This is a genomic window from Nitrosomonas communis, assembly GCF_900114745.1.
In the GTDB taxonomy this organism is placed as follows: Bacteria; Pseudomonadota; Gammaproteobacteria; order Burkholderiales; family Nitrosomonadaceae; genus Nitrosomonas; species Nitrosomonas communis_A.
This window is the reverse complement of sequence record NZ_FOUB01000032.1, coordinates 12,465-29,001: the sequence shown is the minus strand read 5'-3', so window position 1 is coordinate 29,001 and position 16,537 is coordinate 12,465. Positions and strand designations below refer to the sequence as shown.

Below are 16,537 nucleotides of genomic sequence, written 5' to 3'. Positions count from 1 at the left end.
AAACGAAACAAAACCAGCAATAGCTATTACTTTTAACCAAAGTAAATATCTCTTTCTGAACTGATTGGAATCGCTATCAAACGTCCGCCTGCAGCTTCTTCCTCTCGGATGCGCTTACCAAGTGGGTCATTCTCTTCTAATCCCTTGAAGTTGATGCCACTCGCCTTAGCGATGGTAGTAATGGCCACCTGATAAGTACCAAACTCGTCGTAGAGAAATCCCTCTGTAATGTCCCTGACCAGCTGTCCTTGCCCAAGTACATATCCAGTTGCATGCAATTTATTTCGCTCGGCGTCCCGTACCACTACAACCTTCCAGAACTCCAGCGGTATCTGAACGTTGGTATTCTCTAATAAAGGATCATTTTCTCTCAGAATAGGCCCAGTAAAAACACATGCCTGTAAGCCAAAGGTTCGTGCATTATCTAGAATGTAATTCTCTAGTCCGAGCCAAGTCTTGTTGTTTTGATTGAGTCGAGAATGTTGCGGGGCAGCATTAGTGTAATGAAAAGTATCATCGTTAGCCTGTTGCGCTTCCTCAATTGCGCCCCAGTTCGGATCTTCACGCCGCACCATGTGACCTCGGTCTATCAGAGAAAGGCCATAATCGTTCTTGTTGAGCTGTAATTCAGGGCTTATGCGAAGATCGAAGAACCATTGGTCTCCACTCTTTTGTCGCTTAATACGCTTATGAGTTGCACCGTCGATGTTGACAGCAGTGAGTCTGGGTACGCGACGACTGCGCGAGTACAGCACGCTAAAATGTCGATAGGTTATTTCAACTGTTTTCTCACCATTTGTGCCGGAAACCTGAATCAAATCATTATGATGCGCATTGCAGTCTGGCAGAGGCACTTCAAAGCCTGCTCCCAGAAATGAAACTTGATAACCATCTCTCCCCAGAAAATATTCAGCATCATGGCTACCATCAGCCTTTTCCTCAACCTTTTCCGTGGTAGCGAGTGAAATCATCGTGCGCACGCCAGCCAAGGCTGCTTTAATCGCACGGACAGGCACAGCGTAATTTCCAACGAGGTAATTTCCAGCAAAATGTAACCCAATCGCCTCGCCCGTCTCCAGATCAAATAAGACGGAACCGGAGTTACCTCCCAGCGTTGTACAGTCATGCATCAGATCCTGCCCAGATGCTGGCTGTTGTGTGATATACCCTGGTGCAAATCGCTTTTTGTTGAAGATGTTGCCGAAATAGTGAGCAATATCTTGCTGATCATTTCGACTGTCGTATGCTGGATAACCGACCACAGCGATTAATTGATCTCTTTGGACCTCTTTAGCAGCCAATATTAATGGAAGAGGCAGAGTGGCTGATTCGTCCATCTGAAGCAACGCAATATCGGGCTCACCCGGTCCAGCAATATATCGAATCCCTGTTACCTTTACTTCGACGACCTCTGGTCGTGCATACTCCTCGCGAAAATCTATTTTCGATCCATATGTTCGACCACTAACGGTATTTAACAAGAAACCATATCGACCAGGTCCCATTGGCCCTGCGAAAAACTCGGCTACATGACGGTTGGTGATAATTATCCTGTCTTCCACAACCCAACCCGTACCCGCCCAATCCATCCGATGGTTGAGAATTTCAACACGCCCTACTCGTGAAACGACGTCAGAAATTCTTTGCAGGTGGGAAGTGAGATCATCAGGAAACCCATCGGTGTCAGTTAGTGAAATCTTTCCATCTTCTACCAAGAGCGAAGGACGTGCGACTTGACGGACAATCGCTTCAATACCAAGAGCACGTGCCTCGATTACACGTTCGTGTTGCTGTGTTGCTTCTAGAGCTGATCTACGGCCTTCCAAGGCTGCTTGTATTTCATCGGTCGAAAGGCCTAAAAGTTTCTGATTCGGAAGCATCCCCAGTTGAGCCTTACGATAGATTAGCTCAGCAAGTTTAGAACCTGGCTGAACCAATTGGCTTGTTCGTTCTAGTGCCTTGAGCATAAAACCTCCACAAATTAGAAAGTTAAATTACCTCTTGTAAAGCTCGAGACTGACTTTTTGAGTTATTCCATTTCTAAATTAAAACTGACTGTGTCGGCTTCACCTTGCCATATTATTTATACTGTCTGCGGCTCGCCTTCGTGTCATTTTTGATTTAGAAATGGAATTAGTGACTTTTGTTGTTTATCAATCGTCAAACCCACCCTTGTATTTTAAAATTCAAAACGAGGATATTATCCCCCATGGTCTCGTAACCGGTGACTGAAGGGCCCCAGGCTGAGCCGTTCCACCACTTGTGGTACAGTGCGCTATCCGTGCCGGTCACAAATACATCCAGCCGATTTGGACCCCAGGCCACCACTTCGGGTTGACCGACACAAATGCCGCCCATACGCTCGAAACCGGCAAACGACGGTCCCCACGCCGAGCCATCCCACCATTTGTGATAGAGCGCCTTGTCGGTGTCGATAACGAATACGTCAAGTCGGTTTGCTCCCCACGATACAACCCGTGGATCGCCGAGGCAGACTCCGCCCATGGCTTCGTAACCTGTTACAGAGGGCGCCCAGGCCGAGCCGTTCCACCACTTGTGATAAAGCGCGCGATCGCTGCCCAATACAAATACGTCGAGCCGATTCGCTCCCCAAGCCGCAACTGGTGAAGAACTCTGCCGTGGAACGCCGGCCTCAGTTCCAATTAGACTGCGTGACCCATCAAGGCAAGCTTGTATACGTGTCACTTGGCCAGCCATAAACATGAACATCGCAGGATCATCGACGTAATCCATGTAGTTCATGAACATATCGCCGTTAGGTCCGTTGTTGCATGAGACAAAAGGAAAGGTCGGGGTGCCAGCATTGCTTCCAGCCTGATTAGGTGTATCAGCAACATTATCTGTGCCAGAACATCCCGTTCCGTCATCTCCCCATATATGGTTGAGGTTCAACCAGTGGCCGATTTCATGAGTTGCCGTGCGTCCAAGATGGAACGGCGGTGAGGCAGTTCCAGTAGTTCCAAATGCTGAATGTAGGATCACTACACCATCAGTTGCTGCAGGACCGCCAGGGAACTGAGCATCACCAAGTAACCCACCTCCCAGCTGGCAAACCCATATGTTTAAATAACGATCGGCCGACCAAGCGTCAGCTCCGCCAGTCGACTGGGATTTCACAGCATCATCACTGCTGAAAGAAGCGACAGTCGTTGCTACGGTCGATTCCTGTGGATGGAGCACCGTTAGGATCTATATTGGCAAGGAAGAATTCAATCCTCGCATCTGCAATCAACGGCAGAAATAGTGCTGGTGTATTGTTCACGTCTGGGTTGGTGCGACGAAAATCGCGGTTAAGAATGTCGATATGGCTATTAATTTGTGCATCGGAGATATTTTGTTGGGGAGTATTCCATACAACATGGACAGTAACGGGAATGCGAGTTACGCCGGGACGCTGAACCGCTTCAGGGTTCATTGCGTATTGAAACGCCAGATTCTCGATTTCATCCCTAGCTCGCGCATAGGATGGGTAGCGCGACAATAACCTCCGGTGCACATCCATCGTGGCACAACTCCTTGAACGTGGCGTTCCGCCTCCATCATTACCACCTCCACCTCCGTCACCATCCATATTGCCTCCAGGCATACCGCTGCTGGTATCGCCTCCCTTATCTCCCACCATGCCATCTTTGTCACTACTCATGTTGCTTCCAGGCATGCCGCTGCTGAGTTCGTTTCCCTTATCACCGTTCATGCTACCGCCGCCCATACCACTGCTTAGTATTCTGCTAATATCTTCATTGCTCAAACCTTCTCCTGGCATGGTGTGAACCGCCTCCGACTGTTCATTGCCTGTTTCCATGGTCTTGGCTGAACCCGGCATGCTGTAGTCTTCTTTACAACCACAACCTTTTTTTTGTTTGGGAAGATTTTTTTATAGCCATAGTAAGCACCCTCCTTGGTATGGGTGAATAAAAAAGATGGCTGAAAGTCATCTAATTCGTTTAAACGTGTTTAACTATCAGTCTCAAGAGATTTACAGAGAAATACTATCCTATCTATTAACCAGTTATACTTATTAACTAAGCTTGGAGAATCGCACGTTTCTTTGCTATACCTGACCCGTTCTGGGCGGAAGCAATCCCCTTCAGCTATCCAGAGCCTGTAACTGTAATACTAATCAATATACTGCATGGGTTGCTCGATGTTACTTTCCTTACGCCCTAATTGGATTTTAAAGACCTTATTCGAAGTACACAGTACATGTTATCCCGCATGTATAGGAAAAATAAACGTTTTTTTTCTATCTAATCTTGTGATCATGCTAAGTGATAACAAAAATTCAAGCAATAATACATTTGCATACATTTTCTATTACTGATAAGTGATTAAAAATTAAAAATATGTGTCGATTGTCAGCAAAAATTGCTGAATTCAAATCATTTTTTGCCCCTCCGCTTAATTCCATTTCTAAATCAAAAATGACACAAAGGCGAGCCGCAGACAGTATAATAATATGGCAAGATGAAGCCGACAAAGTCAAGTTTGATTTAAAAATGGAATAGAGAGGCACAGAGAGAACGCACAGCCCGATTTTGAAGTATGTTGAAAGTTCCAAGCTTGGAATCAGGCAGATTCGAAAGGATGCACGAGTATAACCTTTACGTTCACCGGCAAATCGTACCTTTACCTGACGCACTGCACGGCACTTGGAGCATTCTACCCATTGGACTGGAAGATCAATAAATACTGCCTTTTGACCTATCGGTATCGTTCGAAAGCGACGAATCACTTTTCCTCGACACAATACATTGCGACTTCGGCAAACAGAGCATCTTAGACGCCACTGATCCTCTTTATTGCAACGACTATGGCATGCGCAATATAACGCGTACTTTGATGAAAATAACCAATTATGCCAAAAACGTGATCAAGCCAAACTCGTCGACATTTTGAAAACAGCCTCATGAGTAAAAATAGTGCTATTTCAATCTGTCTTGCTCTACTTTTCCATCATCTCTTTAATCTGTCACTGAGCCTATGTACGCAATTTCCGGAAGAACCTTTTTAATTATGTCGGTGGAGTAAGTATAGCGTAACCAGTTAAGAATGATTCAGAATCTATAGGATTTGAAGAGCATCTCAACGGTTTGGTTTTGTTGTTTACACAGTGCTTTGGCGTATGCCCTTTTCTGCTAAATGAGACAATGAGAATACTCTTTGAATCATTTCTAGCTGGTTTTGCTATAGTTACAATTATATTTTAACTGGGTTAGTCAATCCTATTGAACCAAGTTACAGAATTTCCATAGGTGGCTTTTTGTTAGAAGTGTACTGTAGCGAGAACGTCAAGCAATCTCTGGATATATTATTGATCTATTTTTATTCCAGTTACTCATACTGAGAAAAATGTATGCATTTGCATTGTTGTTTATCTGTTATTAATTCCTTAGCATAATTCAGCAGCAAAAGTTTAATTGATAAGGCCGTAAATCTGATGATGTAGCAGAAATGAAATTTATTTGATCAGGAGATCATTATAATGCCCGTCCCTTTCAAACAACTTACTTGTGAGGAATATGCTGTCTTACTTGATAAATTTCCTTTCACTCGCAAGATCAATGCGGTCCACATGCATCACACCTGGAAACCGGATCATGCTCAATATAAAGGTCATGAAACTATTGTCGGGATGTGGCGCTATCATACCGAAACTAAGGGATGGCAAGACATTGCCCAGCATATTACGATTGCGCCCGATGGCAGCATTTGGCTTGGGCGCAATTGGAATTCACCGCCAGTTAGTGCTAAAGGCCACAATGGGAACTTAATAGCTGGGCCACTTATGTTTGGGATAATTGGCAATTTTGATTACGGCAATGATAAGCTGGAGGGAGAGCAGCTCAAGACCACACTTGAGGTTATTGCGCGCGTACAAAAAAAATTTCAACTGGCACCAGAAAGTCTCGTTTTCCACAACGCGATGTCAACAAAGACTTGCCCGGGAAACAGCATTAATTTTGCTGATATTGTGAGTCGAGTGAGAGAATTGCATTCCTCTCTGGGTAAAGCACGAGTATTTGCACGCGATTTGAGCGATGCTCCTTTTGTAGAGAGCGCGCTGGAGATTAGCCAAGTAATCAAGGAAGCGCTCGACTCTCTCTCACGGGTGCCGACAGGAGAAGAGCCGGCAGACGCTGAGCTAAGTCATGATGAAGCAGAAGCAAGAGCAGTGTTGCAGACAACCTCTGAGGCAACGAGAGGGCCATCAGGCTTGACTCCAGTCATGCTTGAGATGCTTCGACCACATCTGGTGAATTTGAATATGGGAGAATTTTCCTCAGAAGGCGAGTGGAAAACAACACGTGGTGATATTGATGCCATCTTCGAGGAACACTTACCAAAAGCCCTGGATAAAACGCAACTCATGAAATTACCCATCATGTTTTTTGCCCACGGTGGCTTGGTGAAAGAATCGGCCGGCTTAAAGATTGCCCAGAAGCACATCGATTGGTGGCTACAGAATGGTATTTATCCGATCTACTTCATATGGGAAACGGGCGCCTTTGAGACAATAGCACAGCTCCTTAGACGCGCGCGTGAAGGTGCCATACGTGCTCTGCCACGTGATGCTTTTGATCATACCACGGATCTTTTGATCGAAGAGACTGTGCGAGCATTGCAGGGACCGCGCATCTGGAGTGGTATGAAATTAAGCGCCCAGTTAGCCTCCTCGTCAAATGCCGGTAGTGAAGGTGGGGCATGGTATGTAGCCGAGAAGATCAGTCAATTTTGTAACGCTCATAAAGACAAAGTCGAGTTGCATGCGGTCGGCCATAGCGCTGGCTCAATTTTCCATTGTTATTTCATACCAGCAGCGCTTGATCTTGAAGTTCCTTACTTTAAGTCCGTGCACTTTCTGGCGCCAGCCGTTCGGGTTGATACCTTTAAAGCAAAATTGGCAGATCGCATTGGGAAGGGTATCAATCAGCTCAGCATATTTACCATGAACAAGAGCTTCGAGCAAAATGATAATTGTGCTATGGTCTATCGCAAGTCGCTACTCTATCTCATCTATTCAGCGCTTGAGGCAGAACGCAAGGCGCCCATTCTCGGGCTGGAGGAAAGTATCAGGAGCGATTCTGAGCTTAAGAAGCTCTTTGGTCTTGGCATACCGAATGCTTCCGGTGAAGTAATCTGGTCGGTTTCATTAAGCACTCAAGGCCGCAATGCGAGCACTTCCCAAACGCATGGCGGTTTCGATGATGATGGCCCTACCATGGGAAGTGTCGCTAGAAGGATTCTTGGCAAATCAGACGCCGACTCTATTTTCGAATATATTACAGAACAAAGCGGTATGCGTAAAGCCGAACTGTGGAATGATCAAGTCGATTGGCCGGAACAGATCCAACTTGCATCAGCTCCGGATATTGTAGTTAAACCGCTATCTACGAGTAGTATGACGCCTAGCACGACATCAATCATTACCAAAGAAACAGGACGCTATAGAGCGCTTTGTGTTGGGATAAACCGGTATCCTACTGCACCACTGTTCGGATGCGTCGCAGATGCGCAAGCTTGGGCGAATGCATTTAAGCGCATGGGATTTGAAGAGCCTCTCTTGCTTCTTGATGAAAAAGCCTCTCGAGCCAATATCATAGAAAGATTGACCTCACTCGTGACATCAAGCCGGCCGGGTGATGTGATCGTATTTCAGTATGCGGGTCATGGTACCCAATTACCAGATGTAAATAGGGATGAGTTAGGTGGAGATAGCGCTAATGAGGATGAAGCAATTTGCCCATATGATTTTGCCGGTGGGGCTTTTCTAATTGATGACGATATAGGTGAAATCTTCAACCAGCTACCTAGCGGTGTCAATCTTACCTGCTTCATAGATTGCTGTCATTCCGGAACGATCTCTCGATTTGCGGTTGGGACCACGCCTGGTGCCAATGTTGCTGATGCTGATGAACGTCCGCGTTTCATTGTCGCATCAGATGAACTGAAGCAGGCTCACCGCCACTTTCGCCAGAACCTGAATAGGCGTAGGTCGCTGACCTCAGGCGGACCCAGCTTGATGAGGGAAGTCGTCTTCTCAGCCTGCCTTTCCAGCGAAGTTGCTTGGGAAAGTGATGGTCATGGCGAGTTTACGGTACGCGCCTTGCGCGTATTACAGTTTGGCATGGATGGGCTATCTAATGAACAATTCGAGCAACGGGTAACGGCTGAGTTCGGGAGCACTCCTCGGCAACATGCACGCCTCTACTGTGCTCCTTCTGCCAAAGCTTTGCACCTGCTTCAACCGTTGAGTATCTTCAATAGATAGCTGGGTAATTTGTTGGAACATATGAATAGGAATGTTTATGGTTCAAGCATGAATACATAATTGCTTGAAGACGCTTGGTGCAATTTAGCAGATAGGTTCAACTTACTATATGACAGATGACTCCCTTAAGAATATTGCTTCCACAGCACAAGCTATTTCGGCAGAGGCACAGAGCAGGGAAAAAGACACGCCCATATTAGCAGAAGAGCCCAGTAATAGGCAGTCAAAAAAAGTATGGACGGGATTGGGAACTCGTTTTGTTTTAGGAAAAAATGTAGAGAGAATCCCTCCGATTCCCCTAAAACGGCAAAAAGAAGATCCGCTTTATCGGCCACTGCGTATTTTTGCGCTCGATCCGGCTATCTCTCGCCTGGAAGGCTCTATTGCTTTAATAAATGTTCCCTATGAACCCTTGGAACCAGGGCCGGTGGGCAGGTTTTTCAAAGTGGACAATTATGATGGTGCACAGCATGTGCATTACTGCCGCGTCGATCTCGATGATAAGGCTTTATTGATAAAACACGGCCAGGATCCCACCCCTTCCGATCCTCGTTTCCATCAGCAAATGGTTTATGCGGTATGCAGCAATGTTTACTCCACTTTCAGAAGTGCGCTTGGGCGCCAAATTGCTTGGGGATTTGAAAGAAAGAGCGAAGAGGATAAGCTTTATCTCCGTCCGCATGCATTCTTGGAACAGAATGCTTATTATGATGAAAAACTTGGTGAGTTATGCTTCGGCTATTATCGAGCCAGTGAAAATCAGCCTACTGATCGCACATTGCCTGGCGGCTTTGTCTTCACCTGCCTCTCACATGACATTATTGCTCACGAACTGACTCATGCAATTCTGGATGGCCTTCGGTCCAGCCTCAACCTGCCGAGTGGACCCGATGTCATTGCTTTTCATGAGGCGTTCGCTGATTTGGTCGCGTTATTTCAGCATTTTAGTTATAGAGAGGTTGTGATAAGAGCACTTGCGACTTCGGGTGGAAGAATCGAGAAAGCGAAATTCTTGACTGATCTTGCTCATCAGTTTGGCCATTCTACTGGAAAGAATGGGGCATTACGTAGCTCGATCAGCACCGAACCCCCAAAACTCTATAACCCAATACTCGAACCTCATGAGCTGGGCGAAGTTTTGGTTTCTGCGATTTTTGAAGCTTTTCTTACTGTCTATAAACGTAAGACCGAAAGATATATACGATTGGCTACACAGGGCTCAGGTATATTGCCTAAGGGTGAGCTTCCAGTGGATCTTCAAAATATTTTGGCTGACGAAGCGAGTAAATTAGCAAGTCAATTCCTATCAGTTCTGATCCGCGCAATAGATTATTGCCCTCCTGTTGATCTAAGGTTTGGAGAGTATTTGAGGGCAATAATTACGGCTGATTACGACTTGGTGCCAGATGATGTCTGGGGTTATCGCGAGGCATTGATAGATGCGTTTCTACGGCGCATGATCTATCCACGCTATGTGAGTAACCTCTCAGAAGACTCACTTTTATGGCGCTCCACGAGAACACCTTGTGGGCCAGTGACAGAACTCGACTTTGCCCACCTTCAATTTCAAGGTGACCCTGCCTCTGCAGCGGGGCCAGAGGAATTGCGTAGGCAAGCATGTGTCCTTGGTGAGTTCGTCTCTCGTCCAGAATATATGGAAGAATTCGGGTTGGTGGCTGAGAACGATCCTCGCTTAGAAGGGGCTGTCGTTGATCTTCCTTCTGTTGAATCGATTCGCTCGGCAAGGCGAGTAGGACCTGATGGGCAAGTCGTATTCGATCTTGTTGCTGAAATTACTCAGCGATGTAGGATACCACGCAAGGATAATAAGGCAGCGTTCGAGTTTTACGGTGGAGTGACGGTAATCTTAGGGCCGGAAGGGGAAGTACGCTATGCGATTTCTAAAAGTGTGGTGGGTAAGAGAAGGCAAGAGAGGCGTTTGGAATTTTTGGAAAGCCCTGCAGGCCAATATTTCTGGAAAATCGAAAATGGTAAATATGTGCTAAAGGAGCCACTTTTTAAGTGGCTACACTTTTATAAATATCCAAGTTAAAAGCGGATAGTTAATGATAGTCTAGGGTCTGTTGACATTTCACATAGGTAGCCACAGATATCCACACACCATAGCTACTATACTTTCATAATTTCGCTTCAGTTTGTCGTATCGTGTCCCTATTGCCCGATACTGCTTTAGCCGGGCAAAAGCATTCTCCACCCAATGCTGGTATCGATATAAACCCCAATCCATATCTGCATTCCCCATCCACGAGTTGCGCTTTCTTGGTATCACAGCCCGAGCCCCCTTCTTCGTTATCTGTTCCCGTATCTATTCGCTGTCATAGCCCTTGTCCGCAACCATCGCTTTTGCGTCAGTCAGCCTGGCAATCAAATCAGGTGCTGCAGAACAGTCATTGACTTCTCCACCGGTAATTTCAAACTCAACTGGCAAGACATAACCATCGACCACTAAATGGATCTTTGTGGTATTGTATTGCCTGCACGGCTTTTGCCAATTGCTTGCGATTCTTGACTTGCTGCTCCCGCACTATGTTGATGTGCTTTAACATAGCTGCCATCAATAAATTTCCACTCCCAATCCGGATCAATAGCCAATGCTTTGAAAATATGGAACCCTTTCATGCTCAATGACTATGCATTGAATCTTTTATAGATGGAATTTCAGCAGCCGAATGCCTTGGGTAGGTTTCACTGCGGACAGCCAACCCGCATTCGATACAGTATTCCTTCCACTGTCATGCGCAGATTTCGCTTGTTATCCATCGCTTCTTGAAGCAGAATCTTCTCCAGCTTCGACCAGAACTCATCATTGAGCATCCATCGCGGCATCGCAAACTCGTTTTGTTGGGGGTATAGGAAACCCAATCTTACGAGTTTGCTTTTATTTATGAAATACTTATCTTAAAACGTCAACAGACCCTAGAGTTCAGCTGTCAACCCGCTTTGAGTGGACCTGCGACAAAGATTTGTCAGGCGCCTCTTTGCTCTAGTCTGAACTTGATCGGTTCAAACTGAAAGTCTTTCCGAATCTCCTGTAGTGTCCGATAAATAACATTATAAACTTCTCGATCATTACCGCAAATCACTACAGCAAGCGCCGAGTTATCGTTATTCTCCTCTAGGAAATTCAATTGGCCAGAAGATAAATAAATATTTCCGCCTCCATTATCAGTTGTTGCCTTAACTTCGATATAAAAATCTTCGACAAGTCCACCACGCATCCTTTTTTGACTTAATATCGTATGGAGTCTGTGAAACAGCTTGTGATACCCATTCCACCACATTCGCACCGAGACCTATTCTTATTACTTCTTGTATTTCACGCAAAAACACAATCTCCTCTCCCAGAGGACCTAAATCCTTGTCTGGTGGTAGCAGGTGGATATTCCCCACAGGAAGGTTGTGCGGAGGATGTATATCAAAATAACGCTGCTGAATCCTCTCGATAACCTCAATTTCTCTTACAAGGACAAGTCCACGAGGCGTTAACGGGTTAATTTCTTCGTCCAGCGCTGCCTGAAGTGTATCCATAAGAATATTTTCAGCATGTCCTGCCTCAATGCACTGCAAGCCGTTGCCCCAGAGTGATATTGAGGTGTGGGCCTACCTTGCCGAAAGTTCTATAAGACAGATGTAGCAAATATTGTCGTAAATTCTGTTACCCCTTCCGCATGGTATCGCAATGGCTCCTCGTTTATATCTATCGGATCTAAAGCACGAGGAATGCCTACTTCTGAAAGAAAGCACATTGCTGCATGGACGCCGACAATATGAGAAGGTAATTCTCTATCTTGTTGAGACGTTATAGAAAAAATTACAAACTCATCATTGTGCCTTCTCTCATGCGGAATACATGTAGGTGGGATATATAATTTTGCTGGCTCTATCTCTGACATAGCGAAGTTCAAACACTCATGAAAACCGTATCCGCCGATGCCCTCTTCGCGATATAAATTCAGGAATTGATCGTGTTCCTCTCGGGTAGCTGTTCGGGAGTACTTTAGATGGGAGCTAAATCCGCTCGATGGTCATAGTGGACCTTCTGAACACAGTATGTTGGCATATTATATCTTCCAGATAAAGTTAGTTGCTGTGGTGTCTAATAAGTAATCATATAGTTTTCAGATATTTTCAATACTTTTAGCATTTAAAGCAACCAAACTGATACGATTGTCATTGTTAATTTAATAGTTCCCCGGCAAAGCCGGGGGACTACCTCGTTTATTTAACTCACCAATTTTTCAGCATCCATCCCGGTTAACGTTTAATCCTAATCCACCATCGAAGGTGATCAGTTTCAGGCAATTACCCCTCTTTTTTATTCTAACCAAATTATCAATGAATAAGCAGAAGGGAAGATAGTCCATTATTGCGGAAAGCTCGATATCCGATTCAGCTGCGTTTCCCTCTACGATTTGATCAAGAATTACCTGTTGATTAATGGCAATTTCCAAGGTAATAGGCAGGGATTTGTCTTGCTATTGGTGTCTTGATGTTTCGAACATCAAGATAGCGCTATTTAAAGAACTTTGTTCAACACTATGTTCAGTTTGTATATTGTACTGAAGTACGATTGGCAAGGGGATAAGTGATTTATCAAAATATCATATGTCAAATAAATTGACATAAATTTAATTTAGGAATTGAAACCTTACCTAATCCAATCACTATTCCTCATCCTCCAATATATGAAGAAGAATTTTTCTTATTCAATTTTAAAGACTTTCCTTATAAAAAATTAAGGTATGCGCTTATTTTTATTGTGTGAAATGCCATATACGATCATTAAACAGATAAGGAGTTATGTAAAACATTTTGATGAGACTAGGAATAGTTAAATATTTCTAAGGAGAAATAAAATGAATTTGTTTAATAAAAAAACAATATTTGTAATCATCCTTATTGCATGTGGTACCTCCGGACATGTATCGGCAAATTCAATAAATGTCTCTGCCAGTGGAGCTAGTTCTTCGAAGGTTATCGCCATTGATAGCAGCATTCAGCAAGATAACTATCAAACAAATCGACAGGAGCAAACTCATAAGCAAGCACAACTACGGCAACAAATCAAACCCAAGAAAAATAAAAAATTTCAAAGAACTATTTACCCTATGTTCCCATAGGTCAAGCACTACTCAAATTAGTGGAGTCATCAAGACCCTTTGAAAAAATAAAAAGTAAAAACCATTTTGGCCATTTTCTCAGATTTTACGCAACGACTTGTAAAAAATGTGACAATCATGGTAGTAAATATCCCCGGCTTTCCCGGGGATATTTACTGGTTTATCGAATACTGATTCGCCATGGCTGGCAGTAAGCTAGTGCCGGATACCGCTCATCCCCAGGGAGATGTTGCACTACGCGAGGATTGGAAAAAACTTAAGGAGCGGCTAGAGGAAATGGTTATTGCGTGGGGTAATTATCGACCACTATGTTTGATATATCGGATTATTAATGCAGTTTCTAATGCATACTAGAATTACTCTGGTTTCTACGGCGCTGATTCCGAGCATCATCCCTCCAGAGACAGAACATTCGTAAAAACACCTATACAAAGGACAAGTAAGTTGCCTCATATTGCTTTATCGTTTCATATAAAAGAAGCCTAATTCTACTTCTAAATCAAAACTGACTTTGTCGGCTTCACCTTGCCGTATTATTTTTATAGTGTCTGCGGCTCGCCTCCGCGTCATGTTTGATTTGGAATTGGAATAATTATCCTAACCAACCCAATTATCTCAACTCTACTGAACCATTCTCTGCTATTTTTTGATTCATTTCGGGAGAAAAGAACCGATAGCTATTGCGATCGCTCTTTTTGGCATGGTACATGGCGATATCACTATTCCTCAGCAATGTCTCCACATCGTCTCCATCGTGCGGGAAGAGGGCAATGCCGATACTGCCGCCTATATGCAATTCCTTCCCATGAATATGAAACGGCTGGGTCAATTCATTTAATATTTTTTGCGCCACCACTTTCGCTTCCTGGCTATCTGTGATGTTTTGTAAAAGTATAATAAATTCATCTCCGCCATGACGCGCTACCGTATCGGCGCTACGTATAATTGCAGCTAGCCTTGTTGCTACTTCCTGCAAGAGCAAATCACCTATTGCATGCCCCTGTGAATCGTTAATGCTCTTGAAACGATCTAAATCAATAAATAGCACCGCTGCCTGTTCATGTGTACGGCGACCATGAGCCAGTACTTGTTTGATGCGGTCGTGTAGTAAATAACGGTTAGGTAGTCCGGTTAGTCCATCGTGGGTCGCCATCTGGGTAATGCGTTGCTTTGTCTGGTTCTGCTCAATCCATCTTCCCAGATCACTTGCGATCGTATCGATCAAATCTTGTTCTTCCGGTATCCAAAAGGGTCGTTCTTCACTATAAATGACTTGTAACCATCCATAAGCTTCACCATTGACTATGATCTGAGCTTGCAGCCTATGCATTAAATCCTTATTGTATCGATCAGAAACAAATTGCTTATCGCCAAGTTTGATCATGACAGAGGTGATTTCTGGAAACTGCATCGCCTTTATCAGACGCACCATGACTTTTTGGTAAAACTCTTCCTCCGGCAAATTATGCTCCATATCGCGGCGAATTCCATGCAGACATTGGCATTCTTTCAAACGTTCCCGTGCTTTTCTCTCGGAATGGGCCAATTTGCGCATTAGAGGCAGTATCAGCCAGAACAATAGCAGTAATCCTGTGATTATTAGCACAAAAACAAACGCTGCGATGATTTTTCCTTGCTCCATCATCGCGCTGCATAACTCTTCCTTGTCCAGTATCAGTGCCATACCAAGCGAGCCCACCGGAGTAAATGATGCCACCACGGGTACTTGCCGATATTCATTCATGCTAGTAATGCCTGATTTCCCATCCAGTGCGTAACTCATGAGCGTTTTTGTCTCTCTAACTTCACTTGGCAACTGCTCGAATTTAACAAAATGAGCATTACTCAAAAGACATATCATTTCCTGCCCCGCTACTTCTAGCGTTTCGCACAATATGAGCTCAGCACTTTTACTGATTTCCTTGATTTCTCTGAGATAGCTTGTTAGCTGCGGCAGCCTTTTTTCCGTTGTGATGCTTCCGATACGCTGCTCGTACTGATCCAGCACATCTTTTTTAATATGCAGAATAAGCTGATTATCAGCCCATGCTAGAAACGAGTCATGGTGAGCATACATCGGAAATTTCTCAGTTTGATTTTCAAAAAAATGTGGCTTATTCTTCAATGCGATTTCCATGTTTCTGCTAAATGCAGATTCAATTTGAGGTTTCATCAGACTATAGACTGCAATGCCCGCTACTAGCGCCAATCCTACAACTGACAGGCTGCCGGCAATAATGACTTTATAGTCATCACATTTTGAGAATAAACCGTGCCCCAAAGGAAATTTAAGCATATATATCGTGGTACAGTATGGTAGTTTTGTGTGTCATATTTATGTAATCTCTCAACTTGCCTAGGCAACCTATTCTCACGTAGGTTAACAATTTAACGTGAACTATTACCTATTGCTGTTTACGATTACGAAAAAATGTATCTCATATATCGAGACATAACAGATATTTCTTGCAGTTTCATTACTTCCTGATATTAAGCAAAGGAAATCTAAGATACTGCTATTTAAAGAATTTCTAGTGTTTATACTATCTATTAATTAGTCCCATTCTACAACTATAATTCCTCTATATGTGGCAGCCTCAAATAGCCTGATAGCCTGTGCTCCGTCATGGTGGAGTAGCCTGGAGACTCTGGGTAAGTGCCAGGAGGTGGGCCAAAGAAGTTTCCCAATGAAGGCTGGGCAAGGCTCAATTCCATCAATGTGAGCAAATTGAAGCCTTGTCATCCGGAACTTGTGCTAATTTCTGCCGATAACCTCCTAAAAAAGAATGGAGGTTAGGCAAAAGCAGCCTACTGGCTCATTACAAGAAGCCGGCAGATCTGATTGGTGAAATGGTCTATTCAAGCAGCTTACGAAGAAGCTGATGAAGCAGCACTAGAAACTGGAATGACAGAGCATCTTAGTTATAGCTGGAATAAACCTGTTATCAATGACCAATGCGACCAATGCAACTGGCAATACGATACACAATATCAGCAAAAATTAGACAATGCCTGTTTCTAATTGGAAAGTTGTTTTGAGTTTATTTACTATCCTGTTTTAAGATAGAATTTTTAAATGGTAACTAGTGCACCGTTTACACAAACA

12 protein-coding genes and 1 pseudogene are annotated in these 16,537 nt (G+C 44.2%); 5 read left to right on the top strand and 8 right to left on the bottom strand.

Annotation, left to right across the window (positions count from 1 at the left end; all coding sequences use genetic code 11):
* Nucleotides 1-32: 32 nt before the first annotated feature.
* The 4 genes from BM122_RS12260 to BM122_RS12245 form a co-directional block, all read right to left on the bottom strand.
* Nucleotides 33-1,967: a DNA/RNA non-specific endonuclease gene (locus BM122_RS12260; RefSeq protein ID WP_074905826.1), complete on the bottom strand. Its 1,935-nt coding sequence runs from the start codon at nucleotides 1,965-1,967 to the stop codon at nucleotides 33-35.
* Between the two features lie 193 nt (nucleotides 1,968-2,160).
* Nucleotides 2,161-3,201, bottom strand: a complete 1,041-nt coding sequence (locus BM122_RS12255; protein ID WP_218152067.1) for a DUF8189 domain-containing protein — start codon at nucleotides 3,199-3,201, stop codon at nucleotides 2,161-2,163.
* Complete coding sequence (locus BM122_RS24165) at nucleotides 3,146-3,844, bottom strand: zinc metalloprotease (protein WP_074905824.1); 699 nt, start codon at nucleotides 3,842-3,844, stop codon at nucleotides 3,146-3,148. Before BM122_RS24165 ends, BM122_RS12255 begins: the two co-directional genes overlap by 56 nt.
* A 459-nt stretch (nucleotides 3,845-4,303) precedes the next feature.
* Nucleotides 4,304-4,753, bottom strand: coding sequence for a hypothetical protein (locus tag BM122_RS12245; protein ID WP_083398475.1), 450 nt, complete (start codon nucleotides 4,751-4,753; stop codon nucleotides 4,304-4,306).
* A gap of 750 nt (nucleotides 4,754-5,503) precedes the next feature.
* On the opposite strand from BM122_RS12245, the gene BM122_RS12240 reads away from it, so the two are divergent.
* The gene (locus BM122_RS12240; protein WP_074905822.1) at nucleotides 5,504-8,290 is read left to right on the top strand and encodes a caspase family protein; all 2,787 of its coding nucleotides are present in this window, start codon (nucleotides 5,504-5,506) and stop codon (nucleotides 8,288-8,290) included.
* Between the two features lie 109 nt (nucleotides 8,291-8,399).
* Nucleotides 8,400-10,343, top strand: a complete 1,944-nt coding sequence (locus BM122_RS12235) for a gluzincin family metallopeptidase (RefSeq protein WP_074905821.1) — start codon at nucleotides 8,400-8,402, stop codon at nucleotides 10,341-10,343.
* 39 nt (nucleotides 10,344-10,382) lie between these two features.
* Here BM122_RS12235 and BM122_RS12225 read toward each other — a convergent pair.
* From BM122_RS12225 to BM122_RS23335, 3 genes and pseudogenes are all read right to left on the bottom strand, one after another.
* Nucleotides 10,383-11,137: pseudogene (locus tag BM122_RS12225) on the bottom strand (IS5 family transposase).
* Nucleotides 11,138-11,277: 140 nt separating this feature from the next.
* Nucleotides 11,278-11,529, bottom strand: coding sequence for a protein NO VEIN domain-containing protein (locus tag BM122_RS26080; protein ID WP_177198122.1), 252 nt, complete (start codon nucleotides 11,527-11,529; stop codon nucleotides 11,278-11,280).
* On the bottom strand, nucleotides 11,489-11,878 hold the full coding sequence (locus BM122_RS23335) for a hypothetical protein (RefSeq protein ID WP_177198121.1): 390 nt from the start codon (nucleotides 11,876-11,878) through the stop codon (nucleotides 11,489-11,491). The genes BM122_RS26080 and BM122_RS23335 overlap by 41 nt, the downstream gene beginning before the upstream one ends.
* A gap of 1,289 nt (nucleotides 11,879-13,167) precedes the next feature.
* Here BM122_RS23335 and BM122_RS12210 point away from each other — a divergent pair.
* Together BM122_RS12210 and BM122_RS23330 are read left to right on the top strand one after the other, a co-directional pair.
* Nucleotides 13,168-13,431 (top strand): hypothetical protein, encoded by a 264-nt coding sequence (locus BM122_RS12210; RefSeq protein ID WP_074905817.1) that lies wholly within the window; start codon nucleotides 13,168-13,170, stop codon nucleotides 13,429-13,431.
* A 180-nt stretch (nucleotides 13,432-13,611) separates the two neighbouring features.
* Nucleotides 13,612-13,785, top strand: coding sequence for a hypothetical protein (locus tag BM122_RS23330; RefSeq protein WP_177198120.1), 174 nt, complete (start codon nucleotides 13,612-13,614; stop codon nucleotides 13,783-13,785).
* 256 nt (nucleotides 13,786-14,041) lie between these two features.
* Here BM122_RS23330 and BM122_RS12205 read toward each other — a convergent pair whose 3' ends face one another.
* Nucleotides 14,042-15,727, bottom strand: a complete 1,686-nt coding sequence (locus BM122_RS12205; protein ID WP_074905816.1) for a GGDEF domain-containing protein — start codon at nucleotides 15,725-15,727, stop codon at nucleotides 14,042-14,044.
* A 549-nt stretch (nucleotides 15,728-16,276) separates the two neighbouring features.
* Here BM122_RS12205 and BM122_RS23325 point away from each other — a divergent pair.
* A complete protein-coding gene (locus tag BM122_RS23325; protein WP_177198119.1) occupies nucleotides 16,277-16,453 on the top strand; it encodes a hypothetical protein in 177 nt (58 codons plus the stop codon).
* The last annotated feature ends 84 nt before the right edge of the window (nucleotides 16,454-16,537 follow it).